Consider the following 25232-nt stretch of genomic DNA (forward strand, 5'->3'; position numbering starts at 1 on the left):
AACGAAATGAAGTTAAGTTTAAAAAAAGTGAATCGGCTGCTGCTTTATCTATTGGGAATGACAGCTGCGCTCGTATTGCTTTATTTCTTAGATACGAGATGGACCGTTATGGTAGACACAAAAACGGTGGTCGTCGCTGCGAAGCAATTGCTTCCGCACGAGCCGATTACCGAGGATGATTTGATGATTGTTCGTATCAAAGAGGATTACGTAATATCGGGCGCGATACCGGCGGAGGATGCTCACTTTTTAGTCGGCCAAGAAGCGCTGCAGCTCATCGAGGCAGGCGATCAAATGACCGATAATCGTGTAGACAAGACCTCGTTGCTAAGTGTACCTGGAGCAACGGTCGTGGAATTACCGGATGATTGGATTTTGTCCGTACCAGGCAGCTTGCGTAGACTTGACCGCATTACCATTTTTGCGGTGCCTTCGAATGAAGAGAAGGTCAATACAGAAACGGGTGCATCTGAACCGCTATTATCCCAAGCGGAGAAAGTGGCGGAAGACATTGTGGTGGCCTACTACAAGGATGCTGGCTCAAATGAGGTCAAGAATGCTGAAGAAAACGTCAATCCCAATGTACGGGTAGATGCAACCGTTCGAGGCCGTAAGCTGGAGCTCCAATTAACACCGGATCAATTGAAACAGTTATCCGAGAAGGCGGCGAGCGGTTATCAATTTATAGTGGGGTATGGCTCATGAACATTGGATTCATAGGGAATGATCAAGAACTCAGTCAGCAATTACGGCAAATTCCGCAAGTGGACGCTGTATTTTCGTTGCAAGAAACGGCACAAATGGATCTGATCAAGGAAACCTTTAAATCAACGGATCTTGTACTCCTATCAGACCGCTTGGTACAGCCGCACGAGCTTGAAGGCATAGCAGAGATCCTACAAGATAAAAAGCTACTTTATTTGATGAGCAATAAAGCTGATGCTGCAGTCACAGAGGAAACAGCTCTGGTATGCAAGCGACTCCGGATTGAAGTCAATCGTCCGAAGCGAACGGTCAACCAAATCGTTGACTATATCCAGCAGCGCTACATGGGTGTCACGCAAGCGGCAAAAACAGGCGGTCAAGTGATTGCTCTTGTTGGATCGCAGTCACAGTCCGGCGTGACGGCTAGTACGTTCTCTCTAGCGGAGGCCATTGGTAAACGGATGGATCGGAAAGTGGCGGTTATTGGTCTAAATGCCTTCTCGCCTGGTGACTCTTTTCTGACGTATGCAGGGAGCTACTTAAATGATCTGTATACCCAAATTAAAGACGGTGGTATTTTGACACCGATTGAGCTCGTGGCTCATATGAACCAAGCGAAACATTTTTCTTATCTGGCAGGCAATGCGGATCCGACGAAACGCTATCGGTATACGTCCGAATCCGTAGCGCATGTGATTGCTTGTGCAAGAGAAGCGTTTGATGTGGTGCTTCTGGATGCAGGATCAAATCCGGATAATAATCTTTGCCTGCAGGCGCTGCTTCATGCGGACTTACGCATTCTTGTAACGACTCAGCAGCCAGCGGCACTCTTGAACTGGCAACGATCTAAACCCATCCTACAGATGGTTACACAGGATCATATGTCTTTTATGTTACTAATCAATAAATGGTCGAAACAGTGGGGAGACACCAAGGAGATTGGACGAAGCTTAGAACTCCCGATGATCGGGTGGCTACCGGACTTAAAAGATGATGGCCTATTATGTGAAATGGAACGCAGGTTACTCACGACAGTGGAGCATCCCAAATACATGGATCAGCTGCAGCGTATGGCTGATTTATTACAATCACGGTTTGGTTGGCCAGTGCGTAACGAAGCCACGAAACTTCCGTGGTTTAAAAGGAGAGCTGCGCAATGAGTCAGTGGCGTGAACACGATTTCCATGTATCTGAAATGGACGCAGCCGTAACCGTAGATGCTCAGCAACCGAGCCGACATACGCATAGCAAGCAGGCGATGAGCGATGATTTCAAATCATTGTGTAAGCAAGTGCAAAAATGGTTTCGCGATAAAAATGAAAAGCGCTCAGATAAAGAGATCAAGAAATGGCAGATGCTGCAGCATGAGGCTGTAGTCGGGATATCTGAATCCGTACAGCTATTTAAGGGTGAAATCGAAGAGTATATCCGGATTAACCAGCTGCAGCACATGAAGTATCCGAGTTATTATCACTCGCTTGTTGAAGCCATCTTTCAGCAAACCTTTGGTTTAGGTCCCGTATCCGTTTGGAAAACCCATCCGAAGTATCCCATATCCCAATCGGCCCGAATTATGGGACGTAAGATTTTTTTCGATATTCCTGGTGAACCAGCTCTTCAGCCCTTTAGCTATGAGTCGGAGGAAGAAGTTATCGAGAATATCATTGAAAAAATTCGGATGAAGGATGAGTATTCGCACATTAACAAATTTAATCCCAAACTTGAACTCGATCTGGAGGATGGGACAAGGGTTACGATCATCATTCCGCCGCGCGTTCGTCGTCCAACTATTATTTTTCGGAATTATACGATGCGAGCTCCGGTATTAGAAGACTTTGTTACATCCGGCAGCATGCCTGCAGAAGCGCTGCCGCTAATCAGGGGATTTGCGCAATCTCTCCTTAATCTCATTGTTTCGGGTGAGGTTCGGTCCGGTAAAAGTACGCTAATCAAGGCGATTTATGCGGAAAGACGTAGAGAGGGTAAGGTAGCTGTTACCATTGAGCGCGGACATTCGGAATTAAAGTTAAGTGAGATTCATGAAGATGATCAGCTTGTCGAGTTTGTCGTAAAAAAGGAAGAAGAATACGACGAGGTGTTTGACCTGGTTCTTCGCTCCGATTATGCCTTTGCTATTGTTGGCGAAACTCGAAGTATTGAGACGGAAATTTTCCTTATCGCCTGTGAAAAGGGTAAAGGCGGATCCATGACGAGTTATCATACGGAGAAAATTGCGAATATTGCAGGCCAATTGGCACGTAATGTGCTTCAGCGGTTCCCGAACCGCCAATATACCGAGGAACTCATTCGTGTTGCGGAGAACCTGCATTTGGCATTGGTGATGAAAGAGCGAGCAGATGGATCTAAAATGCTGATGAGAGTCTCCGAGATTCGATTAGATCCGTATACGTTTGCAGTGAGCTGCCACGATATCATGCGCTGGGAACCTGAGCAAAGCAGTTGGACGTATTGTGATGATCTCTCGTCGGAGATTATACAGAAAATGAAAGAAACCGCACCGGACTATGCAAAGTCAGCCTTCTCGACGTTGACAAGGTTAGCCAGTCAAAAACCAATGATCGGTTCGAATGTAGAATATGCATTAAGCAGCCATGAGGAGGCTGATGCATGATTGCGCAGTTAGACATATCCGTTGAAACGCTGGTAAAAGCAGTCCTCATGTTAGCTTACGCAGGCTGCACCTTCGGTTTGGTGGGTGGCGTACAATCCGTATTGTTTCGATCATGGAGCGTACCTACTTACTTGGATGCGCTGCATGTGAAACACAAAGACGATGAACAGCAAAATTTTGGTCACCTTGAATTGTTGCTGCGATCAACCAGCAAGACCTTCCACCGAAACACCATTAGCCAGTTCTTTACGCTAAGTATCGTGTTGTTTGTCATTGTTTATGTGGTGTTACTGCTAGGTTTTAATGGGGGAGATTTTTTAAGCTGGTGGAATAATCGTGCATTTGGATTAGCTGGCTTGACCGCACTTCTGCCGTACGGGTTACGCCGAGTAAAGCTTTACAACATACGGCGGGAGAACAGTTATGCCTTGATTGAAGCTTCAGAGCTCTTGCTCATTAAATACCGGAGCCCTAACAATCAAGGGGATTTATATTACGCGCTTTATGAAACAACGGACGAGCTGCAAGGGACGATGAAACGAGCTTTTAGCAGCTTGGTGACGATCCTGCAGCTGCAGGGTAGAATGGCGATCCGTGAAGGCGTTGAATTGTTTACCTATCAAATCGGAAACAGCTGGGCAAAACAACTTGGCGTGTTGTTTACAAAAGCAGCGAAAGAAAATCGGGATATAAGCCGAGCACTTGAAAAGGTGCATACGGATATGCAGGAGTCTAAGCGAATCGTAGAAGCGGAAAAGTCGGAATATATGGACTCCATCATTATGGGGTACTTCCCCGTAGTGCTCGTTCCTGCTTCGATTTTTGGTATTAACCAAATGTTTGAAGGAGCCATTTTTAGAATTTTGTTTGATGATCCAAAGACGCTGCAGGCTCTCATGTTATGCATTATTTTTGTGATTGTGGGCTTGGTGACGTCTCTCATGTTATCCAAACCTAAAATAGAGGTGTAGCCGGTGCTGATCCATATTGGAAAAATAAGCGCATATGTCGTGATGCTTGTTTCTGTGTTGTTCCTTATACGAGAAGTACTGTATGTCAGGAGAAGAAGCCCACCACCGCTGCTGAAGCAGATTGCTTCATTTGCAGTCGGTCAACGTGGGAGAATGACAGATTTCTATCGCGATGAGAAGCTCGATGCTGCATTCACCTTCGCTGGTTTTTTAAAGAGTGGTTCTGCTTGGCAGTACAAGTTTTATCGTGATTCGTTTTTTATAGCAGTCGTCATACTCTTACATTTGTATTTTCTGCTCTATCAGTATTATCCGCTCAAGGCCATGCTCATGACAGGGATCTTGTATATGTTGACGCTCACCGGTATATCGTTTGCACCAGGACGCCTTTTCTTGACCATGGCCGGTAAGGAGAGACAGAAGCTCAAAGGCGACGAAATCATTGATTTGTATATGTTGCTCTCCAACGATTATCAAGCCGAGGATAATGAGCATTATCAGAGTGTATTTGCCAAGTTAACCGAGTTTAGAGTGTTTACGAAGGCGCTTCGTCCTGATCTAGATCGGCTGCTACTCGATTTACCTGTCATTGGCGCAAAAGCATTTAAAGATTTTGGACAGCGAGTGGGAACGAAAGAGGCAAAAACACTAGCTGACTTACTTGAAAAAATCAATGAATCGAATCCAGAAATGGCAGTGGATCTACTTGAAAAGAATTACGATACTTTTCTAGATTTTCGTAGGCAACGCCGAAAACAGCGTTTAAAGCTGAACGGTTATATCGGGTATACAGTGGTTTTTATGGCTATTATATCGGTTATTTATTTCGTCAACATGGCCACGAATGCATACAAAAACATTTTGTTAGGTGCACTGACTTAAAAAAAGCCCTGAAGGGCCAGAGGAGATTATTCGAATGGAAAAAGCACTTGCAACAGTTATCTTAGTAGCCGCAACTCTTGTCTTGATTGGATTAACTATATTCTCGGATGATGGTACATTTGGCGATGCAAAGACACAAAAGGATCGCGCACATGCGATTAATAACAGCGTGACTATTCCAACACAGCTGCCATAAAAAGGAGGGTGGCCAGCATGTCTCTAAGGACATGCTGGCGTTTTTTATGAAAACAGTCATTGCGTTTGTCATCTTGTCGCCATTCTTCTTATATTTTATGTTTCAGCCTGGTATTGAGCGAACTGTGCAGTATAAAGACCAGGTACTGCAAAAAAAGGCATATGAAGCTGCACACTTAGCGTCACTGGAGGGTAGGCTAACACCTGAGATCAAAACCAAAATTATTGATCAATTAGCGGCGGTATATTTTGATCGCGATAAGATTCAGTTAACGGGTACAACTGCTACAGTTGCTCGTGGTGAGCAAATTGAGATTACGCTGCGGTATCCGCAAGGCACAACTCAGATTTTTAATTTGTTTGGACGTGACGAGGCAAGAGATTACTATTATCCGATTGCCATTATGAGTGAGCATATCGAGGAACGGTCATGAAATGGGTAATCATGATCCTGTTGTTGTCGCCAATCTTCTTTATTTATAGCGCTTGGAATCAGGATGAACATTTACAGACGAAATTAAAAGCAAACCTAAAGGATGGCATGGATCTGGCCACGCATGATGCTTCCCTTCAGATTGTTGAAGAAGAGTTGGAGATGGGGAATATTCGCTTTGATCCCGTGGAGGCAGAACGAGTACTCAGACAATCGATGCAGACGTCCTTTAAACTAGACGGACTGCTGCAGCCGCTACCAGGAGGAATATGGCGGGATCCATTTGAGCTCGTGTGGTTTGAACGTGTAGAAACGGGAGTCTTCCCGCAGGTCTATCATAGTGGTCCACCTTATTATTACTCTGATACTCTCAAAGGTCCTGCTATCATTGCCATTGTGAAAGTGAAGCATCCACGCTATTACGGCGTTTCTGATGATATCACTTATGTTGTAGGCAGCAGTCACGAATACGTGAAATAAATGAATCGATCACGAAGGAGCTGGCGTTATGCGAATTAAATCAAACGAAACGTTTGATGGTGGCGGTAGGTGTATGCTGGTTGAATTGTTGGTGGAAGGTGGAGGATCTCTTCAATCCATTACCCTAACAGATGAATATATCGTAGGTCGGAAAATACCTTTTCAAACTGAAGATGGTCAGAAGGAGTATGACCATCATGAAATTGTGCTATGGGAAGTATCAGATAAGCAATCACTGCATTATATTCCAGATGAAATAAAAGCAGAGGTATTGCAGGCTTATCAAGATTACCGTAAAAAATATCACTGTGACATCGATCTCACTAGGGTTTAAAGGTTCTATAGGGGCTCATGTTCGTAAGCTTTTTGCAAGCACGAAACATTAACTGATGTGCTCAGGAATAGGAGGCTTACCATGCCAATTGGAATTGAAGTGCATAATGGTATATATTTAGTTGCCGGTGGAATATGTGCAGCATGCAAGAAGGACTTCAAACACTTATATAAATTAACCAGGTTTGCAGAATCGGATCCGCGCTGCTCCGGATGTATGGAAAAGCTCAAAAAGTAATCATGATGTATGTCTGACTTTAAACTTGAAAAAAGAAAAGATATACTTGTGTCAACAAATGCAATGGTCTCTCAACTTAACTGAGAAGTGTAGCAGGTAGTTGATCCTAAAAAAAGGCGGACATATTTTCATGGAACATAAACAAAGCGTTGAAGGTCAGGAGATTAAAGTAAGGAATCCTAATTGGGGTGGAGCTCGTAAAGGGGCTGGAAGACAGGACGGGCCGAAGAAGCAAAAGCGGAAGCGTGTTCTGTCCCTTTACTTAACGGATGTAGAGTGGGCAGCACTTGAAAAAGTAGCAGCTGTGGAGCAGAAGAAGTTATCTACGCTTATTAACGAACACTTTGAGACACATGCAAGGGAACTTATTGCGAAGCATGACATTGGGCTATCCTTACAGAGCGAAAACACAAACAAAAATGGCGAGTAGACCTTAACGGTTTGCTCGTCATTTTTATTTTCAAAAAAACCTCCATGTTTACAACTTGAATTAATGCTTCTATTATTCAAGTTAAGAAAACAAATGGAGGTTTTTTATATGAATGAGATGAATCTAGCTGTTTTGGTGACAATCATCCTTTTTAATATGGTCTGTTTAGGTTTTATGTTATGGCCTGCAAGAAGAAATCGATTGAAAAGGCGTCAAACGCCAGTATTCATGGTTTATAAAGCTGAATAGTCAGCGTCCAATTGAATGAGAAGGGTGGTATATATCGGTGAACGAGAATGTAAAAGCGTGGCTTAACAATCATATACCCGACCACGAAATACATCAGATATTAAAGATAAGGAATAGGCGGTGTATTTGATGGATCAAACGTTTTTAGTTGTAGTTACTTGGGTATACGGTGGTTTAAATGAAATATGGGTAACAGAAGAAGATTTTGAGAAGCTGGAACTCAGTTCATCTGTTGAAAGTATTCGGCGAAAAGAAACATAAAAGACATACGCCTATATGTAAGTACAGACTGGTCATAGAAATATCATGAAATAAGTATCGATACGTAGAAAGCCTTGCATACAGCGATCCAAAAACCGTGACAATACGATCAATAGGGTGGTGAAAGAAAATTGAATAGACGGCGTAAGTGGAGACGACAACAGGCTCTGAATATGGCAGTTGGTGAAAACCGCCGCCACTGGATCAAGACCCTCAACTCGGATAGTGAGTATTGGCGTGATGAAATTACCGTAGACAACTTTGCTGGAGGTGGTGGGGCCAGTACCGGCTACGAGATGGCGACAGGTCGATCTGTAGAAGTAGCGATTAATCATGAACCTGCAGCTGTAGCCATGCATACGGTTAATCACCCGCTGACTCGGCATTACTGTGAGGATGTTTGGGAGGTAGACCCTCGAACAGTGTATCCGGACAAGCGCATCGGATTGTTGTGGCTTTCTCCTGACTGCACTCATCATTCCAAAGCCCGCGGAGGCAAGCCACGCGAAAAGAAAATACGAGGACTTGCATGGATAGCTTTAAGATGGGCGGCAATTAGGAAACCACGGGTTATTATGCTGGAGAATGTGGAGGAGTTTCGGACTTGGGGGCCGCTGGATAAAGAGGGGCAGCCGATTAAATCACAATCAGGTAGAACCTTTCGAACATTTGTAAATGCGCTTCGTCGGCAGGGGTATGAGGTAGAATGGCGCGAACTTAGAGCCTGTGACTACGGAGCACCTACAATTCGTAAACGGTTTTTCTTGATCGCTCGTAGTGATGGTCGCCAGATTGTCTGGCCAGAGCCAACGCACGGTGCTCCGGATGCTACGGAGGTCATGGCTGGAAAGCGTCTGCCGTGGAGAACAGCCGCAGAATGCATCGACTGGTCAATCCCTGTTTCAAGCATCTTTGGTCGTAAGAAAGAACTTGCTGATAATACGAAGCGCCGTATTGCAAGGGGTGTTATGAAATTTGTCGTTAACAATCCGGAACCGTTTATTATTCGGTTCACGCAATCTGGATTCGGTGGAGATGGTATGCAATACCGCATCGATCAGCCATTGACGACGATCATGACGAAGGCAGAACATGCACTCGTTGTGCCAACGTTAGTCAAACATGACGGCGGTAATGACAATGGACCAGGTAACTTGATTACCGATCCTCTGTCAACGATTACAACGACAGATCACAATGCGCTAGTAACAGCATTCTTGACTCAGTACCACACGGAGACGACAGGTAATGGTATTCGCGGCCAATCACTGGGACAACCATTACTGACGCAGGACACAAGCAATAGATATGGTCTAGTAGCAGCTAACCTGGTCAAATTTAGAGGTCAGAATACCGGTCAATGTATAGATACACCTTTACACACGATAACTGCAGGCGGTAATCATCATGGACTCGTTTATGCATTTTTGACTGCCTACTATGGCAGCAGCGTGGGACAGGATCTCCATAACCCACTTGGCACCGTAACGACTCATGAGCGATTCGGACTTGTTTTAGTAAAGGTGGATGGTGTACTTTACGAAATCGTAGATATTGGAATGAGGATGTTGGAGCCTCACGAACTCTACACGGCACAAGGTTTTCCGAAAAACTACATCATTAATGGTTATAACGTTAATGGTAGACCAGTGACTAAAGCTGCCCAAGTTGCAAGATGCGGAAATTCAGTACCGCCGCAATTCACTAATGTACTTGTTCGAGCGAATCTTCCAGAGCACTGCATCGGATCGAGGAATAGACTTACTTTTGAACGATATACCGAGCAGATCGGACAACTTCAATTATCGATGTAATTAATATAGGGGGCATAAAGAGATAGTTCGAGTAGATAGTAAGTAAGAAATCTAAGGAGGTTCCACAGTGAAGGAGAGATCTACTTAATGAATGACATTCTCTACAGCAAAATCTATTACGTGTTAAAAGAGGCTATGCCACAAGTCAACGAATCTTCTAATGGAGAAAAACAGGCGGTTATTGAGAAATTGGTTGAACAGGGAAAAGCGGTAGGTCAGCCAGAGAGCGGCGGTAGTGGCAAGAGTTTCTTCGGCCAAAGATTAATGTTAGAGTTCTTTTCTCAGTACGATCAGGACAGCACCTACGAGAAGTTCGAAGTTCAAATCAAGATCTAACTCGAAAATGTATTAAATTACATCAGGGGGCCGATCCGAATATGAAAATGTGTAATGAATGTATGGAGCCATGCGAACAATGGGCCGATGATGAAGCGGAGTTGTGCGAACACTACGCTAACGAACGAGCGTGAATAATGAAATACATGATGTAGAAAAGAAAAATCCTCCTTAACGGAGGAAGATTCCTGCAATAACAGCAATAATTGCAAGCGCAACTTTCGGCTGCATTTTAAATTTAATCTCCATGCAGACAACACCTCCTTAGCGGGGAAGAACTTTACCGCTGAAGAAAACGGCAGTCCTCGCTGGGCGATTAGCATCGGTCCCGAAGGGTTGTAGTGAGTCTGTAAAAGTTATTGCTACGCTAAATTTAATTTACTCTATTCGTCCAATTATTGTCAATATAAAAACCGTCTGAATACTCAAATACATGGGAGGAATTTCATAATGTCTAAATACAAAAAAACAGTGAAAGTGACCGACCCAAATCACAATCTTTTCGGTCAGGAGCTTGCGGGCGCTCGAGTTTACTTTGACATCCATCATACGGGTAATAGCCCCGACTTATATCTCATTGTTACGCCGAATGGCGAGCAACGCATTCTGTCTACGCAAATCGATGAAAAGCATTATGACGACCAAGGCCGAGAGGAAGGCTTAAAGCGACTAGGCGCTAAGGTTGGTGATGTAGTTATGATAACAAGGAGTGGCAGTGGAAGCAGCAACGCGGGATTCAGCACCAATGTACCTCATACTATCACGGCAATTTGCAAATACGGCGATGACGTGACTTTCGACAACGGCGAAGCGCGAATGTTCCGTCCGGACGTAGTGCAGGTTTGAATATTAAAGAACATGAGGAGGAAAGGGAATGTTTAAAATTCAATGTGAATGCGGAGCATCTAACGATATCGAGGCAGCGGAACACCTTGATATTGGTGATGTGGAAATAACGGTTGACCGTAATGGTAAACTCAAAATATTTTGTAATGAATGTAGCAATCAAGTTAAGTCCGTTTAATCACGAACATTCGCTGAATATTCAAGAACATAGGAGGGATTAGATTGCTAGAGAAGATGAACAAGGAATGGTTCGAGCAGTTGGATAAATGGGTCTCCATGCTCCAAGAAGGCGAAAACGAATCAGTCATTGAAGAGATGCATGATCTGATTTGCGGTTATGAGCAATCTTGAATATCGAAGAACATGGGATGAGACGCGATGGCGCCAAGAGTTACGACTTCATATTGCTACGACAGGGCAGGACACTGGCAAAATAAATGTTATCAATCAGCGGCAAGAGGAGAGTACGAAAGAGAATAGGAGGATGGTTGGTTTATGGGTTTTAAAATTACGAAGGATAACGTTCATACTGCTGCAGACGAGATAGCCTGGAACAAGACCGGCATGATATTTAAATGTACTTGCGAAGATCCGTTCCGTTATGCGGAAGGGACTCACGCGTTCCAGGTGCTGGACGATGACGGTAACATTTGCTTCGAAGGTGTATCCGATGATGATTCCTGTTTCTGCCCGTTAGATTGGTCTGAGCCACTTTGTGGATCTACAGAGATCCGGTACCAGGACGAGGAAACGAAAGAGTATAAAACCTTATAGAAAATGGCGGTCGGAGTCTCTACTGAAGTGTATGAGGGGAGTTGAGATTGGAATATCGCCTAATCAAAAACCACACTTCTCTAGAGAAGTGTGGTTTTTTTAAAAAAAGTATCTAGCCATTCCTCAAATCAGATCCTACCCACTCACTTATACGCAATTCACTAAATGTTTCATTAATGATTTGTTGTATACTGCATTCTAAACGCTATTATTTTTATGAGTTGTCTAAACGAAACTCATTGTAGTCAATATCATCCCAACCTTGTGTAGTAAGGAAGGCTTCTTCGTCAAAGCCAATCGCAGCCAGAGCTTCAGTGACAGTCATTGAGCGGTTTGTTAAAACTTCGCCAACTAGAACATCTTCATAATAAATCTTCATGATAATCATCATCCTCTCGCCTCATTTGGTCGTTCAGATTATTGGTTTTCTATTAGTATAAAGTATTATTTTTACGAATGTTTTCTTTTGGGATTAATTTTCTTTGTTCTTTACCTGTTGCAATACTCTTTTTCATAACGTAGATATAAGCCGATGTATATGTCATTTTTTTTATCTTGAATAAAAAGCTCAAATCCGAATATAATAGGAACATGTGTTCTTGTTTGGAGGAATTAATATGACTAAGACAAGCAAACGATCCATTATGCTTATCGACATGCAATCCTTCTATGCATCCGTTGAGAAAGCAAACTTCCCTGAATATAAAAACAAACCTCTTGTAGTGGCAGGCGATCCAGAGAGAAGATCGGGTATTATTTTGGCAGCATGTCCACTTGCGAAAAAGTTTGGTGTAACAACTGCTGAAGCATTGTGGCAAGCTCTAAAAAAATGTCCCGACTTGGTAATTATTCGACCACACATGGAGCAATACATCAAAGTTTCCATGCAGATTACAAGCATTTTGGAGACGTACAGTGACCTTGTAGAATCGTACAGTATTGATGAATTGTTTATTGATTGTTCAGGTTCACTGCACTTGTTTGGAAACTCAATAACTGAGATGGCTAAACTTATTCAAACAAGAATCATGTCTGAAACAGGAGTATATGCAAGAGCTGGAATTGGTGAAAACAAGGTGATTGCAAAGCTGTGCTGCGACATGATCGCCAAGAAAAATGCTAACGGTATATTTTATCTCAAAAAAGATGAGTTAGATCAACATATCTGGAATAATCCAATACGTGATATGTGGGGCATTGGTTCACGCATGGAGAAGCATCTTTTAAAATTGGGAATCAGAACAATTGGCGATCTAGCCAATACCCCAATTAAGAGATTGAGTAAGTGGGGGGTAAATGGCCAGGTCATTTGGAGAGTTGCTAACGGTATTGATGACTCGCCAGTAACTCCAAGCACACATAGCCAACAAAAGGTAATTGGCAACGGTATGACGCTTCCTAAAGACTACAGGGAGGCATGGGAAGTTGAAGTGGTGTTGCTTGATTTGTGTTCTCAGATTTGCAGGAGAACTAGAGAAAAAGGCTTAATGGGCTCTGTAGTTTCAATGGGTCTCTCGGGCGCGGATTGGGATAATCCAACTGGATTCAGCAGGCAAATGAAGCTTAGTGATCCTACAAACGTCACAGTAGATGTATTCTCTGCCATTAAAAAATTGTTTTATGCTCATTGGGATAGAATGCCTGTACGAAGATTAAGTGTTGCCATTTCTAATCTAACCAGTGCTGACACTTATCAACTTACAATGTTTGATGACTTCGAGAAGAAAAGAGCAGTGGATAAGGTCATGGACGACATTAAGGATCGATTTGGAGAGGTATCCATACTTAGAGCTAGCTCATTAACCAGCGCTGGTCAAGCAAAGGACAGGAATTCAAAAATCGGAGGGCATTATAAATGAAAAAAAAACTAACTGGAAATGGTCTTTGGGAATCATCTCGTATGATGCTGCCTGAAAATAAGGTTGCCATTAATAAGCTGTTTGTTGAAAAGCAAAAGCGGCAGCGTACGGAATTGGATGAGCAGGAATGCACAATTATCTCGCAGCTCTTTGATGCTTCGCTTAACAACCGACAGGAGATTAAGCTGCAGATGTTTCATCCGACTGAGGAGTTGGAGGTTATCGGAATTATTGATCGGGTTGATCAGCTCAACGGGCGTTTCATGGTCGATGGCGAATGGTTTGTGATTCGCGATATTGAAGGTGTGAGTATTGAGCATTGACCGTCAAAAACTTATCGTACATCTTGAAGGCAAGGCTGAAGAGCTGCGTTTGAAAATTGAGTGCTTTGATGAATCAGAAGGGATTGACAGTGGCATGGTGCTCATGTGGCTTGCTAAAAAGATCGTACTCACGCATCTGCTGAGCGATTTGCATAAAGGACATTTTGATAAAGGATAGTAGATTTAACTTCAATTTAGCTTATCCTTTATTGACTTGGGGTAGCAATCTGTCGCGGTTTACTGATGGAGGAGCAGGACGAAATACAGACTCGTACTGGAGCAGCCCACTAGCATCAATAGATCATGTCGGACCACCCGCACTTCTCTCAAGGGGAAGTGCGGTTTTTTCTTTTGAAGTATGTAACTATCCCATGAATCAAATCCTAACCACTCACTCATGATGTTCATCATCTAATTTACTTTTTTTATTGATTTTTGCTACCGTTCCTATAGAGAGGTTTTATTTTAGGACGAGTTCTTTGCTTTTGATCCCGTTTTTTAGATCCTTAAGAATAGCTAGCTTTCCTAATAGCATCAGGAGTTTCTTTGTGTATATTTATCGTTCCAATAGTCGGATAAGCTGCGTGTATCATCTTTTCTATGTTCTGGCCAAATGGTCGATATGGAAAGTTCAAATCCCGACTTGGCTAATAGAGATAGAATATTAACGTTGAATGGGAATGACCTCAATAAAAACAACTACTCTATTGCAAGGCTGATTTTCGTGATAAAGTCATCTTCGTTATTGGCTGCCATTGAATCGACTAGATACTCTTCAAATGCATTTCCGGAAACACGAAAACCGCGATTATTAATTTGATTTAGTATGAACGGATAGACTTCCGGTATGCTATCATAGCTACCTTTGTGATATAGAATTGCATAAAGACCTGCTGATTTTAATACTGAATTTGGGTTTTCTATACGGGTAAATAAACGATCAACCTTGCTAAATCTACCCTCCATAATATCCTCCTTGGCAATTACAGAGCCAATATACGCAATACCTTTTAAACCCGTTTGCTCCAAAAATACTTCGTATTCGTATGTCCATTCCTCATTTGAAGTGATACCTGGGTTCGATTCACTGTAAATTAACGGTTCCTCAGACAACTCTTCGATCAAAACTTCCCCAAAGGCAGCTTTATCAATTTCTTCCGATGTGTACTTTATCTTAGAAAGTAACCAATGAATTTCCTGCAGTTTTTTGATTTCCTCTTCTACTTTTAAAAGTTGGTCTTCTGCAAGTTTTGATAGCTTCTCAGTTGATGGTGAGCTGAAATAGTTCTTCAGTTCTTTAATAGGGAAGTTTAACGCTCGAAGGGACTGAATTGCCCAAAATGTATCAAGCTGCTGCATCGTGTAAAATCTGTAGCCATTATCACTTATTCCAGCCGGCTGGAACAGCTCGATTTTATCATAGTAAAGCAAAGTGTCTTTTTTGATTCCAAACTGCTTGGCAAATTCACCGGTATAAAACGTTTTTAGATGTTCTCTGTTCAAAAGTAAAAACTCCCCCTTTACTGTGGAGTAACTCCATGCCTTATGCTAACACTAGTCCAGACAGTTGTCATTTGGTTTATGAAACACCTACATGTTTAGGGCTTTCTCAGTATCGCAAAGTATAGATCACTAAAAGGAGACAAGGATATGGATCAAAAAAAGTACACCTATCAGTTAAAGCAGGTTCGTCATCAAATCATGGATTGGGTCGAGCGTGACAAGGAGAGAATCGTCGACTTTTTCTCTAGTCTCGTCCAGTGCGAGACTCCGAGCCCTCCGGGTGATACACGAGAAGCAATGGAGTTGGTCAAGAGCTACCTCAACAACGAAGGGCTTTCATACAAAGAAGTCAACGCTGAAGAAACCATGCCGAATATTATTTCTTCGGTGCAGATGCCAAGTGAGGGTCGGCATCTGATGTTCAATGGGCATCTGGATGTGCTGCCTGCTGGTGATGAGCCGGGGTGGAATGACGATCCATGGAGCGGAAAGATCGCAGACGGACGGGTGTGGGGGCGCGGTACATCTGATATGAAGGCAGGTGTAACAGCGATGCTCTTTGCATATAACTACCTTTTTCAATTACGAGATCAACTGAAAGGCAAGTTGTCGCTAACCGTCGTCTCAGATGAAGAGACCGGATATGGACGGGGCACCGGTTATATGTTCGAGCAGATTGAGAGCGAAATGGAAGCAGACTGTGTCCTTACCGCAGAGCCATCCGGAACAGATGCAATCTCGTACGCATCGAAAGGCTACATGCAATTCACTGTACGGGTAGCGACGCGAGGTGCCATATCGGGGTATCCGAATGAAAGTAAAAGCTCAATTCGTATCTCCTCCGATATCATCCGTGACCTTGATGAATTAGAAGACATCAAGATAGAGGTTCCAACTTCGATTATGGGTATAATCTCCGATCCGCTTCGGCACGAGCGATATGATGAGCTGAGAGGAGACGGTGCGGCTGACATTTTGCCGTTAATCACGGTGAACGTCGGAATGATCAAAGGCGGCAGTTCGCCAAGTGTGATTTCTCCCGATTGTACATTCTCGGTATCAGTTGTTCTTCCTGTCGGTACCGATGCGTACGTGGTATTCTCGAAAGCCAGAGAAATCGTCGCTCGCTATCCCGAGGCGAGCATCGAATTGGAGGGCGTCGATTCGGCGGATGTTTCCAACCCAGAAAGTGAGATGGCTAATATCTTGCAAGAAACCGTAAAAGGCTTGGGGTGGAACAAGCCTGAGATGGTTCCCGATGTTGCAATTTCTGATTGTCGTTACTGGCGATACCGTGGAACACCGGCCTACTGGTATGGTCCAGACGGGAGCGATTGCAGTGCAGCTAACGAGTCAGTATCAATTGAAGAATTGCTCCATATCGTTCGCACTCACGCTCTTGCTGCCGCTCAGTACCTCATTAAAGAGCTAGATGATACAGAAGAATATAAACGAGAAGAATCGGAAGTATCTGAAATAAAAATGAAGTACGCCGCACACAAACCGGTGATTAAATCTGTACCACCTTTGCGCGTCGCCCGTATTACAGCAAAAGCAAAGAGTTTCAATCACATTGATACGATCCTAGGACCGCTCTTCGATCAACTCTACCTTAGTCTTACTGAGGCAGGAGTAAGTGTCGGGGCCGTGCCGCTAGCTACTTATGAGGAAGATGAGGAGGGTAACGGTTACGAGTTGATTGTGGCCGCAGCATACCCTGTTGGACCGGAGGTAGTCTCTGGAGACGGATTCGAGGTTGTCGAACTGCCCGGTTTTGAATCTGCTGTTACGACGGTCCATCGCGGCTCGGAAACCACCGACTCCACCTGGAATAAACTCCGTCGTTGGATCAGTAGACAAGGCTATCGGCCGCAGGAGGTATACCGTGAGTTCTACATCGTGGCTCAACCGAATCCGCGTGAACTCTGGGCTACCGAATTACAGCAACTCATCACACGCAAATAAACAGCACGTAGAGAGGATCCGCCAGTCTGATTGCCAGAACTAATGCGACACACCAGACGATCTAAAAAAAGGCCTCTACTTTATGCTACTATACAATCAAACATTGTAAGGTTCGAGGTATCCACGAGATTTTAGTACGAATGACTATGGTGGGAGAAAAGTGGTGGGTTCTCGCTATTATATGTATGGCTATAGGTGAAATCAATTGTCATACTCGGTCTTCCGAGCCATACAAAAAGTAGAAGGAGAATAAAAATGAAAAACATATTTGCAGCGGGACAAAATGATATTGATATTGTAACTCGTATGGCGTATACGTTTTGGGGTTATATTTTAAAGGATGAAACAGAGGAATTCAAGCGTTTTATTACTGAATACAGCGTTCGAGTTGATAAAGTGAGCTACGGATATTCTTATGGCTATAATGATCCTGAACCTGTAGCATTTTTGTTGGTAGCTGAACCGTATGATAAGGAATACTCTGATATTTGGTATGACGAGTGTATCAAGCGATTTTCTAATCGTGAGCAAATAATTGCACAGGAGTACCAGGAATATTTTGCGGAAAATGCAAAGGCCCTCACCAAGCATATGCAGCCAGGTGATCTTAAAATCAGCTTTTTAATTAGCAGTCAGCGAGGATGCGGTAGTATTTTGTTAAACCATTTGGAAGAAATCTGTCGTCGTGAGGGAGGAAAAGCACTATATCTTTGGACTGATACAACATGTAACCACTCTTACTACGATAAAAAGGGATTTGAGAAGGTTGAGCAATGTGTGCACGATTTGTCAGACGGCGAAGTGCTGACAACCATGATATACCGTAAAATCATTCATGGTGTATAGGACGTGTTGTTTATCTAGAAAACGTGAGAAACTGTTATCAAAATAGTTTTGTCTCGCATTTTTTTTAATCAAAGTCTTGTCGTTTATTTAAGTAGTTCAATGTTGGTGTAAGGCTAGATCTTGTTCAGCGACATAAAATTGACCTGTTTCAGTTCCATATAGAATAAGCTTTTTAAGCATAAAACAGGTTACTTTTATATCTTTTATTTACGACATAAAAATAACCTGTTTTTATTTATTGTATATAAAACTTACCTGTTTATAGAAAAGGTGTACAAAGAAAATAAAATAGTAGACCGACGTTGTTGGTTCTACGTAGTTTTCAAATTCTAGATTTTGAAGCCTATCATAAATAAGTTTTAGATTAATAACGCATGTTCCGCATCGAGTGTAAATATCCAAAGAAAATAAAAAATTAGACTGGCAAGTCAACTGCAACTTTGCTGGTCGAATTGAGTCGTGTCTAACCAATCACGCTGAATCAGCGCTTCCGAAAGATCAACTAGGAGATCGAGCCGCAGATTCGCCGTGCAGCTGGTCTCCGACGTGACAGTCTACAACTTTATTTTCTGAGTTTATCAAGACTTAAATTTAGGAAAGTTAGTTTAGCATGTTGCTCTAAGTGGTAAAAGCCTATTTATTGAACTAACCGTTCGCTGTTAGTTTAGTGATTCTATATTTTTGAGAAAAATATCTCTCCCACGATATTCATTACATTCTCTCAACCACTCTACAGCGGGGAGATTAGTTGGGTGGGTGAAACTGTTGTATAATTTAATTAAAGCCAACTTGAATCATTGAAGGGGATAATTATGAAATATAGTATAAGCGAAATCGAAGAAATAACGGGATTAACAGCCTCTACTCTTCGTTATTATGAGCAAGAGGGGATTCTGCCAAATGTGAATCGAAATTCTCGTGGGAGAAGAGAATATACAGACGAAGTTTTGAATTGGCTCGAATTAGTTGTTGCATTGAAAGATACTGGCATGTCTATCGAGGAGATCAAAGACTATACAACGCTTATTCGTCAGGGAGATGAGACACTAAATGCAAGGAGGAATTTTCTGTCCGAGCACAAAGTGAAAGTGGAGAAAAGAGTAGCGCAAACGCAATTTCATCTCGAAAAAATCATTCGCAAAATCGCGATTTATGATATCTTGATGCATAAGAAGATGACAAGTAAAGAAACTTTAATTTAGCCCCCTATTGACTTAAAGTTTACTTTAAGTAGTAAACTTCGAAATAGATAACTTGAAGGAGTGATTATTTTGTCTCAAAAAGATAAAGTTTGGTTTATTACTGGATGCTCAACTGGATTTGGCCGTCATATTGCGGAATATGCGATTGATGCAGGATATAAAGTTGTCGTGACTGCCCGCAATGTGGAGCAGATTCATGATATCACAGCTAAATCTGAAGAAAACACACTGGCTCTGTCATTAGATGTGACCAATCAAGATCAAATCAACAGTGCTGTCACCAAAACGATTGAGAAGTTTGGCCGTATTGATGTGCTCGTGAATAATGCTGGTATAGGTTATTTCGGTTCGGTTGAGGAAAGTGTAGAAGAAGAAACTCGCAAAATGTTCGAAATTAATTTTTGGGGACTCATGCATGTGACTAACGCCGTGTTGCCGCAAATGAGAAGCCAGAAATCTGGCCATATCATTAATTTCTCTTCAATCGGCGGCTTAACTTCATTCCCGACACTTGGTTATTACCACGCAACAAAATATGCCGTTGAGGGTATTTCCGAAAGTCTCGCGCAAGAAGTAGCCCCTTTCAACATTCATGTGACACTGATCGAGCCAAGTGGATTCCGTACGGACTGGGGCGGTCGTTCTTCGGTTAAAACTGACACAACTATTCCTGAATTGAAGGATTCGTTTGTTGGCCAAATGCTGAATTCTGTCCAGCATGGGGCAGGGCAAGAAGCTGGCGACCCTGCCAAGGCAGCACAAGCGGTTATAAAAGTCGTTGAAGCAGAAAAGCCTCCGCTTCGCCTGCTCCTTGGAGAAGGAGCATATAAAGCAGCCACATATAAATTCACAAACTTACTTGCAAGTATCGAAGAATGGAAAGAAACAACGATTAACGCCGATTTCAAAGAATAAAGCACTTATTAAATTAAAGGGTTGTCTGACTTTCATAGTCGGACAACCCTATTATTCAATAAAGAGTAAGTTGGACCATGTACATAGGTGGTAAACTGTAAGATAAAATTAATTTTCTCATGCAACTAATCTCCCCCTTAGTTTAATAAAAAGAACGCTCCAGCGCCTTCGCTTGGTCACGTCCTCCTCATTATTTTTCATTTCCAATCACCTTTTAAAGAACGTACGCGGGTAGAATGTAGTGCTTAAACAGGGGACTTATCTTAACCTAAGCACTAAGAAAATACTTTATTTTCTTCTGACAAAAGGTAATTATGCAATATTAATTAGTCCGAATAGTAACATTCTTGAAGGAATAATTATATAGGGAAAACAGGTCATCTCTTGTCGCAGATCCACAGAAAGCAAATACAGGTCATCATTTTGTCGCTGGACAGATCTGATCTTGGTCATCTTCACTAACGTGAAAATAACAATAGTTCCTAGAAGATACCTTCTAGGAACTGTTTGTGATATAATCTAATCAGAAACATGCATTGAGGAGTTGTCATAAGTGTCTAAAAAGAGTTCTCAGAAGGTTGCGACGATCTATCAAGAGGAAGAAGACCAATTAGCGGTTTGGAAAGAGCGCTTCATGGAGAAGGAAATTCACGGTGATCGTTCTATAAATATCGAACAAAAAATTGATAAGCAGTTGCAGCGATTTATTGATTTCTTCAAAAGCCTATACGGTCATGATCGAATTAGTATGGTGACCAAAAGGGATGTTAAAGCATGGCTCGATCATCTGTATAAGGACGGTAAAGGAATTGGGGTACCGATGGCTGCAGCAACGGTGAATAACCATCGAGCACATCTTTCACTATTCATGACCTGGCTAAATCAACAAAGGCCTCATTTGTTGCCAGAGGATCCTACGAAGGGAAGAGGCATTCGTGATATACAGCTGCCAACACCAGATGTAAAGGCGCTGACTGAGCCGCAATTAAGATCATTGATTAATTTATTAGATCGCTTGGAAAGGTTTTATACCGTAAAGGGGCGCGCCTGGAGGGATCAGGAGGCTCCTCTACGAAAAAATGCCAGACCAAAGCGTGACCGAGCGATCGTTTATTTATTTCTCAGTAGTGGAATAAGGCGCGAAATGCTTGTTAACCTCAATCTAGAACAGATTGAACCTAATGATCCGGATCAGCTCCGTGCTGCGCGTGTGTTTAAGATTAATCGAATAAAGGGGAAAGGCAGGACAGAATCAAGGAAGGTCATAAGTGATAAAGATACTCGCGAAGCATTGGCCGATTATCTAGACTTTGAGCGGACGCTAGATGCCGGTGAAGAAGAAAATACACTTTTTTTAAGAGCAGGGACAGCAAGTTCTGGTCCTGGTCGGTTAAGCGTCCGACAGATAAATAAAATGATACATCGCATTGGTGAGTGGCATGATGCGGAGCAGCAAGATCCAGACCGGAAAATTAATCCACTTGCGCCACATGATTTTCGTCACACGTATGCAGTTTATCTAGCGATCAAGACCAGCGGTAATAAATTAGTTTTGCAACGTGAGCTTGGCCACTCGAATGATCGCTATCTGCAGACGTATACCAATTTTCCGGATGAGGTGTTGGAGGATTATCAACAAGGAAAATAGAAACTAGAATGTAAACGATAGAAAATATTACAAAACATGTATTGGTAGAGAAGCATTAAACAAATAGTAGTGACGTGTACGACTATACAACATAATGAAATCGAGAGGGTGCATCGAATTGGATATGAACAATGTGAAATAAACAGATAAAGAACAGTCAGGGAAGCCGACTCAACATGGCATGACCCTGGGAGATGTTTGGTTTTCTTCCAAACAACACGGAGTAAACTTCACTCAGCTGCTAGAAAAGTTTAATTGCTATAAGAATCCAGAGTATACTGCAGCTTGCTATGTTGTATCTCATCCAGAGATTTTTTATAGAATTGACTGGAATAAATCGAGCGGACCAATTGGTTGGTATTGGGGAGAGTGGATCGGAGAAGATGATAACGACGAAAATGGATATTGGGTGGAACCGACTATAGTCGGACAACTATCCAGTTCATACCGTGGTTTAGTTCAATCCGCTGTAGAATTATATACCGGCAGCAAACATTACTTTGATTTAGCGGGCTGGTTAGGTAACGCTAATGATGAAGTGTACAGGTTGTTTGTGCAGTCTTTAGAAATCCGCAGGGATCGATTCGTAATCGATGTATCTGAATAGAGGCGTTCGTAGTGAAAGGACTGATGATTATGCCCAAGAGTTGCCTGCCATGTAACGCGTATTTTGATGGGGAAATCTGTGAACGTTGCTTCGATCCAGTAGCAGACTACGTGGAAGTAATTGAGGTTTACAAGGGTAAAGAAATCAAAAAATACTCCTATGATACTGGATTTCGTGTTGATTTTGGTGCCAAGCGGTCTAAGATGGTTACCTCGATTCAGGAAGCTAGGGAATTGATTGATTATCGTTAACAGTTCTACGATAAAAATAATGAATAAATTTGTTTATAAAGCCAAACTAGAATAGAGGCTGATAGCGATTGTATAAGGAGAAGTCTTATGGCTGATTTAATAGATTTGACCGGCGATACGTATGGCCGGCTTAAAGTAATTAAAGAAGTGGAACGTAAAGGCTACACCCGCCGCTGGTTATGCCAGTGCAGTTGTAATAGCGATCCGATCATTGTCACGATGCCTAATCTGAGAAATAACCATACGAGGTCCTGTGGGTGTTTGCACTCTGAATTGACCAGTCAAGCTAACATGGTGGACTTGGTCGGTCGTTCCTTTGGGAAATTGAAGGTTTTAAGGAGAGATCCGAAAAAGAGAAAGAGCCAAAAAGTATTTTGGATATGTGAATGCAAATGTGGTAACAGTTGTTCAGTTGAGGGCGTTAAGCTTGTAGATGAAACAACTAAATCATGTGGTTGTAGACGCGCAGAGGTAGGCGAGGAGTTGAAGGAGCATAACAAAAAAAATCTTTATGAAGAAGACATTTTTGTTCCATTGCTCAAAAGTAAACTGCGTTCAGATAGTACCACAGGCGTTAAAGGTGTGTACTATCATCGAGACAAGAAAGGAAATTTGAAATATAGAGCATCAATTAGGATAAAGAATAAAACGTATTATTTAGGGTCGCATGACACCATGGAAAAAGCCATAGCAGCCCGCCTGGCTGGAGAAGAGAAATACCACGCTCCGTACATTGAAGCATTAAAGGAACGTAATAATGAGTAATAACGCTTTTATATATCCTAACGTATTAGCTCGCAACCCTGAATAATGAAAATCATAGGGAGGTTTTTGAAGTGATTGAATGGATAGAATACGAATCAAGCTTGCCGGAAAGTCATGTATTGCACCTTGTCTCTGGCGGTCTATGGATCAGCTTTGGGATGCACCAGCTTGATACAACTGAACGCATATATAAATGGTTTGGTAATGATGGAGAGCCGATTACAGATGTGACGCATTTTGCGATAATAAATTATCCAGTGAAATAAATACTGACTGAACTCAGATTCGTATAAAAGCTAGGCTAAGATTTAATATCTTCAAAGAATCAGGTGAGGAAATGAGCGATCAGCAAGATCAGCACTACCTTAACGTCTTAGAAAAGGAGAATGAACACCTTAAAGACCTTATGTTTAAACATCTCCAAGAGATAGCGGATTTGAGGAATGAAGTCCGATATTTAAAACAAGAAATGGATAGTAGACAAGTTGGTGAACAAGAGAAACGTCTCGTCCTATTGGCAAATAGCATTATTGAGAAACTTGATCCTCGAGGTGAGGTCTAGATCTATTGATAGTACCTATACATAGTCTGAAATAAAATCATACTTTTTGCATACGAATTGCTAACTTTTTTAGATGATAAAATTGATATCTTTATAGAGTAAAGATTTGTTGGTGATGCTAATTCATATAAGAGTAATCAAAAGGGAGGAAGTGAAGCTGCAATAAGTGAAGGATAGAAACAGATTCGGTAGTAAGAATTTAAACAAAATTGAAATAGGAGTGAATTCAATGAAAAAAATGAAGCTGACCATATTAACAATGTTAGTGGCCGTATTATTTACAGCCCAATCGGTAGCAGCAGCTGCGTTTACGGATACAAAGACACATTGGGCCAAATCGGATATTGATACGGCGGTGAGCCAAGGCTGGATTAATGGGTACACCGCAACGAGCTTTAAGCCAAATGATAATATTACTCGCGCTGAGTTTACCAAATCGCTTGTTGCTGCGATGAAGTATAAACTCGAGGATCTTGATACGCCTTTTACAGACGACACAGGCTGGTTTCGCGCATCGATCTCAACGGGGCTCAAACAATCTATTATTAAAGTGGCCGATTATAAAGATTCGCAATTCGAGCCGAATAGAAAAATAACTCGTGAAGAAATTGCTCGTATGACTGTAAGAGCGCTTGGCAAAGATGCTGAAGGCGTAAAATCGGGATACCTTGCAATAGCTAAACAAAATGGAATTATGAAAGGCTATCCGGATGGAACGATGGGCGGCGACAAAAATGCTACGCGAGCTGAAGCAGTTGTTATGATTGCGAATACTTTGAAAGCTAAGAATCCTCAAGTTAAGCCGGTGGCTTACCCAAAAACGGATAAAGAGTTGGATACTTTAATTCACTCATTACCGAGTTTCAAAGGTAACACAACAATTAGTCGTGGTGCAGTAGGTGTTAACTTAAAAGGAACTGATAATTTTGATGACAACAATGTATGGCTAGAATATGATGCTAGTAAAAAAACAACTTATTTAAACATTTTTGATGCAAACAGCGATGTAAAAGCGTTGGTAAAGGACATTTTGAAATCATATTATCCAAAATCATACGATAAAGCATATGCTGCTTATGTCAAAGTAGATGGTTTAAAAGCAAAAGATAAAGATAGTGACTTTGAAACAACACTTGATGGTAGAAGTTTAGTGATCTATAAAGCAAGTGACAATATTGGTGTAGTTATTTGGATAGGAGGTTAAAAG

The 25232-nt window shown here is 42.2% G+C and carries 34 protein-coding genes; 32 read left to right on the plus strand and 2 right to left on the minus strand.

Features of this window, described 5'->3' with window-relative positions; genetic code table 11:
- Positions 1 to 6: 6 nt before the first annotated feature.
- The 18 genes from FGT79_RS14735 to FGT79_RS14795 all read left to right on the plus strand — a co-directional run bounded on the left by FGT79_RS14735 (position 7) and on the right by FGT79_RS14795 (position 11579).
- Positions 7 to 705, plus strand: coding sequence for an SAF domain-containing protein (locus FGT79_RS14735; RefSeq protein ID WP_138753545.1), 699 nt, complete (start codon positions 7 to 9; stop codon positions 703 to 705).
- The gene (locus FGT79_RS14740) at positions 702 to 1865 is read left to right on the plus strand and encodes a CpaE/TadZ family protein (protein ID WP_138753546.1); all 1164 of its coding nucleotides are present in this window, start codon (positions 702 to 704) and stop codon (positions 1863 to 1865) included. The genes FGT79_RS14735 and FGT79_RS14740 overlap by 4 nt, the downstream gene beginning before the upstream one ends.
- Positions 1862 to 3337: an ATPase, T2SS/T4P/T4SS family gene (locus tag FGT79_RS14745; protein ID WP_138753547.1), complete on the plus strand. Its 1476-nt coding sequence runs from the start codon at positions 1862 to 1864 to the stop codon at positions 3335 to 3337. The genes FGT79_RS14740 and FGT79_RS14745 overlap by 4 nt, the downstream gene beginning before the upstream one ends.
- A complete protein-coding gene (locus FGT79_RS14750; RefSeq protein WP_138753548.1) occupies positions 3334 to 4308 on the plus strand; it encodes a hypothetical protein in 975 nt (324 codons plus the stop codon). Before FGT79_RS14745 ends, FGT79_RS14750 begins: the two co-directional genes overlap by 4 nt.
- A gap of 3 nt (positions 4309 to 4311) precedes the next feature.
- The gene (locus tag FGT79_RS14755) at positions 4312 to 5190 is read left to right on the plus strand and encodes a hypothetical protein (protein WP_138753549.1); all 879 of its coding nucleotides are present in this window, start codon (positions 4312 to 4314) and stop codon (positions 5188 to 5190) included.
- Positions 5191 to 5224: 34 nt separating this feature from the next.
- On the plus strand, positions 5225 to 5386 hold the full coding sequence (locus tag FGT79_RS31205) for a hypothetical protein (RefSeq protein WP_171056248.1): 162 nt from the start codon (positions 5225 to 5227) through the stop codon (positions 5384 to 5386).
- Between the two features lie 46 nt (positions 5387 to 5432).
- On the plus strand, positions 5433 to 5819 hold the full coding sequence (locus FGT79_RS14760) for a hypothetical protein (protein WP_138753550.1): 387 nt from the start codon (positions 5433 to 5435) through the stop codon (positions 5817 to 5819).
- Positions 5816 to 6298 carry a hypothetical protein gene (locus FGT79_RS14765; RefSeq protein ID WP_138753551.1) on the plus strand — a complete coding sequence of 161 codons (483 nt, stop codon included), beginning with the start codon at positions 5816 to 5818 and terminating at the stop codon, positions 6296 to 6298. Before FGT79_RS14760 ends, FGT79_RS14765 begins: the two co-directional genes overlap by 4 nt.
- Positions 6299 to 6326: 28 nt before the next feature.
- Positions 6327 to 6632: a hypothetical protein gene (locus FGT79_RS14770; protein ID WP_138753552.1), complete on the plus strand. Its 306-nt coding sequence runs from the start codon at positions 6327 to 6329 to the stop codon at positions 6630 to 6632.
- Positions 6633 to 6713: 81 nt separating this feature from the next.
- A complete protein-coding gene (locus FGT79_RS31210) occupies positions 6714 to 6869 on the plus strand; it encodes a hypothetical protein (RefSeq protein ID WP_171056249.1) in 156 nt (51 codons plus the stop codon).
- A 130-nt stretch (positions 6870 to 6999) separates the two neighbouring features.
- A complete protein-coding gene (locus tag FGT79_RS14775; RefSeq protein WP_138753553.1) occupies positions 7000 to 7299 on the plus strand; it encodes a hypothetical protein in 300 nt (99 codons plus the stop codon).
- Between the two features lie 378 nt (positions 7300 to 7677).
- A complete protein-coding gene (locus FGT79_RS32255; RefSeq protein WP_281285952.1) occupies positions 7678 to 7809 on the plus strand; it encodes a hypothetical protein in 132 nt (43 codons plus the stop codon).
- 173 nt (positions 7810 to 7982) lie between these two features.
- A complete protein-coding gene (locus FGT79_RS14780; protein WP_138753651.1) occupies positions 7983 to 9623 on the plus strand; it encodes a DNA cytosine methyltransferase in 1641 nt (546 codons plus the stop codon).
- A gap of 87 nt (positions 9624 to 9710) precedes the next feature.
- Complete coding sequence (locus FGT79_RS14785; protein ID WP_138753554.1) at positions 9711 to 9959, plus strand: hypothetical protein; 249 nt, start codon at positions 9711 to 9713, stop codon at positions 9957 to 9959.
- A 450-nt stretch (positions 9960 to 10409) separates the two neighbouring features.
- A complete protein-coding gene (locus tag FGT79_RS14790) occupies positions 10410 to 10805 on the plus strand; it encodes a hypothetical protein (protein WP_138753555.1) in 396 nt (131 codons plus the stop codon).
- A 28-nt stretch (positions 10806 to 10833) separates the two neighbouring features.
- Complete coding sequence (locus tag FGT79_RS31215; RefSeq protein ID WP_171056250.1) at positions 10834 to 10983, plus strand: hypothetical protein; 150 nt, start codon at positions 10834 to 10836, stop codon at positions 10981 to 10983.
- 44 nt (positions 10984 to 11027) lie between these two features.
- Positions 11028 to 11156, plus strand: coding sequence for a hypothetical protein (locus FGT79_RS32260; protein ID WP_281285953.1), 129 nt, complete (start codon positions 11028 to 11030; stop codon positions 11154 to 11156).
- A 144-nt stretch (positions 11157 to 11300) separates the two neighbouring features.
- Complete coding sequence (locus FGT79_RS14795; protein WP_138753556.1) at positions 11301 to 11579, plus strand: hypothetical protein; 279 nt, start codon at positions 11301 to 11303, stop codon at positions 11577 to 11579.
- A 214-nt stretch (positions 11580 to 11793) separates the two neighbouring features.
- Here FGT79_RS14795 and FGT79_RS31220 read toward each other — a convergent pair whose 3' ends face one another.
- The gene (locus tag FGT79_RS31220; protein WP_171056251.1) at positions 11794 to 11970 is read right to left on the minus strand and encodes a hypothetical protein; all 177 of its coding nucleotides are present in this window, start codon (positions 11968 to 11970) and stop codon (positions 11794 to 11796) included.
- Positions 11971 to 12196: 226 nt separating this feature from the next.
- On the opposite strand from FGT79_RS31220, the gene FGT79_RS14800 reads away from it, so the two are divergent.
- From FGT79_RS14800 to FGT79_RS14810, 3 genes are read left to right on the plus strand one after another with little or no spacing between them, the layout of a single operon-like run.
- A complete protein-coding gene (locus FGT79_RS14800; protein ID WP_138753557.1) occupies positions 12197 to 13438 on the plus strand; it encodes a DNA polymerase IV in 1242 nt (413 codons plus the stop codon).
- Positions 13435 to 13761, plus strand: coding sequence for a YolD-like family protein (locus FGT79_RS14805; RefSeq protein WP_138753558.1), 327 nt, complete (start codon positions 13435 to 13437; stop codon positions 13759 to 13761). The genes FGT79_RS14800 and FGT79_RS14805 overlap by 4 nt, the downstream gene beginning before the upstream one ends.
- Positions 13751 to 13939 carry a hypothetical protein gene (locus FGT79_RS14810; RefSeq protein WP_138753559.1) on the plus strand — a complete coding sequence of 63 codons (189 nt, stop codon included), beginning with the start codon at positions 13751 to 13753 and terminating at the stop codon, positions 13937 to 13939. Before FGT79_RS14805 ends, FGT79_RS14810 begins: the two co-directional genes overlap by 11 nt.
- Before the next feature lie 521 nt (positions 13940 to 14460).
- Here the strand turns inward: FGT79_RS14810 and FGT79_RS14815 are convergent.
- Positions 14461 to 15264: a MerR family transcriptional regulator gene (locus FGT79_RS14815; protein ID WP_138753560.1), complete on the minus strand. Its 804-nt coding sequence runs from the start codon at positions 15262 to 15264 to the stop codon at positions 14461 to 14463.
- Between the two features lie 366 nt (positions 15265 to 15630).
- Between FGT79_RS14815 and FGT79_RS14820 the strand changes: the two genes are divergently transcribed.
- The 11 genes from FGT79_RS14820 (at position 15631) to FGT79_RS14870 (ending at position 25229) form a co-directional block, all read left to right on the plus strand.
- Complete coding sequence (locus tag FGT79_RS14820; protein WP_171056252.1) at positions 15631 to 17229, plus strand: M20/M25/M40 family metallo-hydrolase; 1599 nt, start codon at positions 15631 to 15633, stop codon at positions 17227 to 17229.
- Between the two features lie 255 nt (positions 17230 to 17484).
- Positions 17485 to 18075 carry a GNAT family N-acetyltransferase gene (locus FGT79_RS14825; RefSeq protein WP_138753562.1) on the plus strand — a complete coding sequence of 197 codons (591 nt, stop codon included), beginning with the start codon at positions 17485 to 17487 and terminating at the stop codon, positions 18073 to 18075.
- Between the two features lie 812 nt (positions 18076 to 18887).
- Complete coding sequence (locus FGT79_RS14830; RefSeq protein ID WP_138753563.1) at positions 18888 to 19277, plus strand: MerR family transcriptional regulator; 390 nt, start codon at positions 18888 to 18890, stop codon at positions 19275 to 19277.
- Positions 19278 to 19337: 60 nt separating this feature from the next.
- Positions 19338 to 20192: an oxidoreductase gene (locus FGT79_RS14835; protein ID WP_246096435.1), complete on the plus strand. Its 855-nt coding sequence runs from the start codon at positions 19338 to 19340 to the stop codon at positions 20190 to 20192.
- 553 nt (positions 20193 to 20745) lie between these two features.
- Complete coding sequence (locus tag FGT79_RS14840) at positions 20746 to 21840, plus strand: tyrosine-type recombinase/integrase (RefSeq protein WP_138753565.1); 1095 nt, start codon at positions 20746 to 20748, stop codon at positions 21838 to 21840.
- Positions 21841 to 22021: 181 nt separating this feature from the next.
- Positions 22022 to 22447 carry a DUF2538 family protein gene (locus tag FGT79_RS14845; RefSeq protein ID WP_138753566.1) on the plus strand — a complete coding sequence of 142 codons (426 nt, stop codon included), beginning with the start codon at positions 22022 to 22024 and terminating at the stop codon, positions 22445 to 22447.
- 11 nt (positions 22448 to 22458) lie between these two features.
- Positions 22459 to 22698, plus strand: coding sequence for a hypothetical protein (locus tag FGT79_RS14850; protein ID WP_246096436.1), 240 nt, complete (start codon positions 22459 to 22461; stop codon positions 22696 to 22698).
- 87 nt (positions 22699 to 22785) lie between these two features.
- Complete coding sequence (locus tag FGT79_RS14855) at positions 22786 to 23463, plus strand: hypothetical protein (protein ID WP_138753567.1); 678 nt, start codon at positions 22786 to 22788, stop codon at positions 23461 to 23463.
- Positions 23464 to 23534: 71 nt separating this feature from the next.
- Positions 23535 to 23729 (plus strand): hypothetical protein, encoded by a 195-nt coding sequence (locus FGT79_RS14860; RefSeq protein WP_138753568.1) that lies wholly within the window; start codon positions 23535 to 23537, stop codon positions 23727 to 23729.
- A gap of 71 nt (positions 23730 to 23800) precedes the next feature.
- On the plus strand, positions 23801 to 24025 hold the full coding sequence (locus tag FGT79_RS14865; protein ID WP_138753569.1) for a hypothetical protein: 225 nt from the start codon (positions 23801 to 23803) through the stop codon (positions 24023 to 24025).
- Positions 24026 to 24254: 229 nt separating this feature from the next.
- The gene (locus FGT79_RS14870; RefSeq protein WP_138753570.1) at positions 24255 to 25229 is read left to right on the plus strand and encodes an S-layer homology domain-containing protein; all 975 of its coding nucleotides are present in this window, start codon (positions 24255 to 24257) and stop codon (positions 25227 to 25229) included.
- Positions 25230 to 25232: the final 3 nt, after the last annotated feature.

This window comes from Paenibacillus sinopodophylli, assembly GCF_005930355.1.
GTDB classification, from domain to species: Bacteria; Bacillota; Bacilli; order Paenibacillales; family Paenibacillaceae; genus Pristimantibacillus; species Pristimantibacillus sinopodophylli.

What these genes read in the sequence shown, in the direction of transcription:
- FGT79_RS14865 (WP_138753569.1), top strand. Translation starts at nt 23,801, where the DNA reads ATGAGCGATCAGCAAGATCAGCACTACCTTAACGTCTTAGAAAAGGAG.
- FGT79_RS14750 (WP_138753548.1), top strand. Translation starts at nt 3,334, where the DNA reads ATGATTGCGCAGTTAGACATATCCGTTGAAACGCTGGTAAAAGCAGTC.
- FGT79_RS31215 (WP_171056250.1), top strand. Translation starts at nt 10,834, where the DNA reads ATGTTTAAAATTCAATGTGAATGCGGAGCATCTAACGATATCGAGGCA.
- FGT79_RS14780 (WP_138753651.1), top strand. Translation starts at nt 7,983, where the DNA reads ATGGCAGTTGGTGAAAACCGCCGCCACTGGATCAAGACCCTCAACTCG.
- FGT79_RS32255 (WP_281285952.1), top strand. Translation starts at nt 7,678, where the DNA reads ATGGATCAAACGTTTTTAGTTGTAGTTACTTGGGTATACGGTGGTTTA.
- FGT79_RS14830 (WP_138753563.1), top strand. Translation starts at nt 18,888, where the DNA reads ATGAAATATAGTATAAGCGAAATCGAAGAAATAACGGGATTAACAGCC.
- FGT79_RS14775 (WP_138753553.1), top strand. Translation starts at nt 7,000, where the DNA reads ATGGAACATAAACAAAGCGTTGAAGGTCAGGAGATTAAAGTAAGGAAT.
- FGT79_RS14790 (WP_138753555.1), top strand. Translation starts at nt 10,410, where the DNA reads ATGTCTAAATACAAAAAAACAGTGAAAGTGACCGACCCAAATCACAAT.
- FGT79_RS14740 (WP_138753546.1), top strand. Translation starts at nt 702, where the DNA reads ATGAACATTGGATTCATAGGGAATGATCAAGAACTCAGTCAGCAATTA.
- FGT79_RS31220 (WP_171056251.1), bottom strand. Translation starts at nt 11,970, where the DNA reads ATGATGATTATCATGAAGATTTATTATGAAGATGTTCTAGTTGGCGAA.
- FGT79_RS14855 (WP_138753567.1), top strand. Translation starts at nt 22,786, where the DNA reads ATGGCTGATTTAATAGATTTGACCGGCGATACGTATGGCCGGCTTAAA.
- FGT79_RS14770 (WP_138753552.1), top strand. Translation starts at nt 6,327, where the DNA reads ATGCGAATTAAATCAAACGAAACGTTTGATGGTGGCGGTAGGTGTATG.
- FGT79_RS14760 (WP_138753550.1), top strand. Translation starts at nt 5,433, where the DNA reads ATGAAAACAGTCATTGCGTTTGTCATCTTGTCGCCATTCTTCTTATAT.
- FGT79_RS14845 (WP_138753566.1), top strand. Translation starts at nt 22,022, where the DNA reads ATGACCCTGGGAGATGTTTGGTTTTCTTCCAAACAACACGGAGTAAAC.
- FGT79_RS14795 (WP_138753556.1), top strand. Translation starts at nt 11,301, where the DNA reads ATGGGTTTTAAAATTACGAAGGATAACGTTCATACTGCTGCAGACGAG.
- FGT79_RS31205 (WP_171056248.1), top strand. Translation starts at nt 5,225, where the DNA reads ATGGAAAAAGCACTTGCAACAGTTATCTTAGTAGCCGCAACTCTTGTC.
- FGT79_RS14735 (WP_138753545.1), top strand. Translation starts at nt 7, where the DNA reads ATGAAGTTAAGTTTAAAAAAAGTGAATCGGCTGCTGCTTTATCTATTG.
- FGT79_RS14870 (WP_138753570.1), top strand. Translation starts at nt 24,255, where the DNA reads ATGAAAAAAATGAAGCTGACCATATTAACAATGTTAGTGGCCGTATTA.
- FGT79_RS14805 (WP_138753558.1), top strand. Translation starts at nt 13,435, where the DNA reads ATGAAAAAAAAACTAACTGGAAATGGTCTTTGGGAATCATCTCGTATG.
- FGT79_RS31210 (WP_171056249.1), top strand. Translation starts at nt 6,714, where the DNA reads ATGCCAATTGGAATTGAAGTGCATAATGGTATATATTTAGTTGCCGGT.
- FGT79_RS14825 (WP_138753562.1), top strand. Translation starts at nt 17,485, where the DNA reads ATGAAAAACATATTTGCAGCGGGACAAAATGATATTGATATTGTAACT.
- FGT79_RS14785 (WP_138753554.1), top strand. Translation starts at nt 9,711, where the DNA reads ATGAATGACATTCTCTACAGCAAAATCTATTACGTGTTAAAAGAGGCT.
- FGT79_RS14765 (WP_138753551.1), top strand. Translation starts at nt 5,816, where the DNA reads ATGAAATGGGTAATCATGATCCTGTTGTTGTCGCCAATCTTCTTTATT.
- FGT79_RS14800 (WP_138753557.1), top strand. Translation starts at nt 12,197, where the DNA reads ATGACTAAGACAAGCAAACGATCCATTATGCTTATCGACATGCAATCC.
- FGT79_RS14820 (WP_171056252.1), top strand. Translation starts at nt 15,631, where the DNA reads ATGCCGAATATTATTTCTTCGGTGCAGATGCCAAGTGAGGGTCGGCAT.
- FGT79_RS14745 (WP_138753547.1), top strand. Translation starts at nt 1,862, where the DNA reads ATGAGTCAGTGGCGTGAACACGATTTCCATGTATCTGAAATGGACGCA.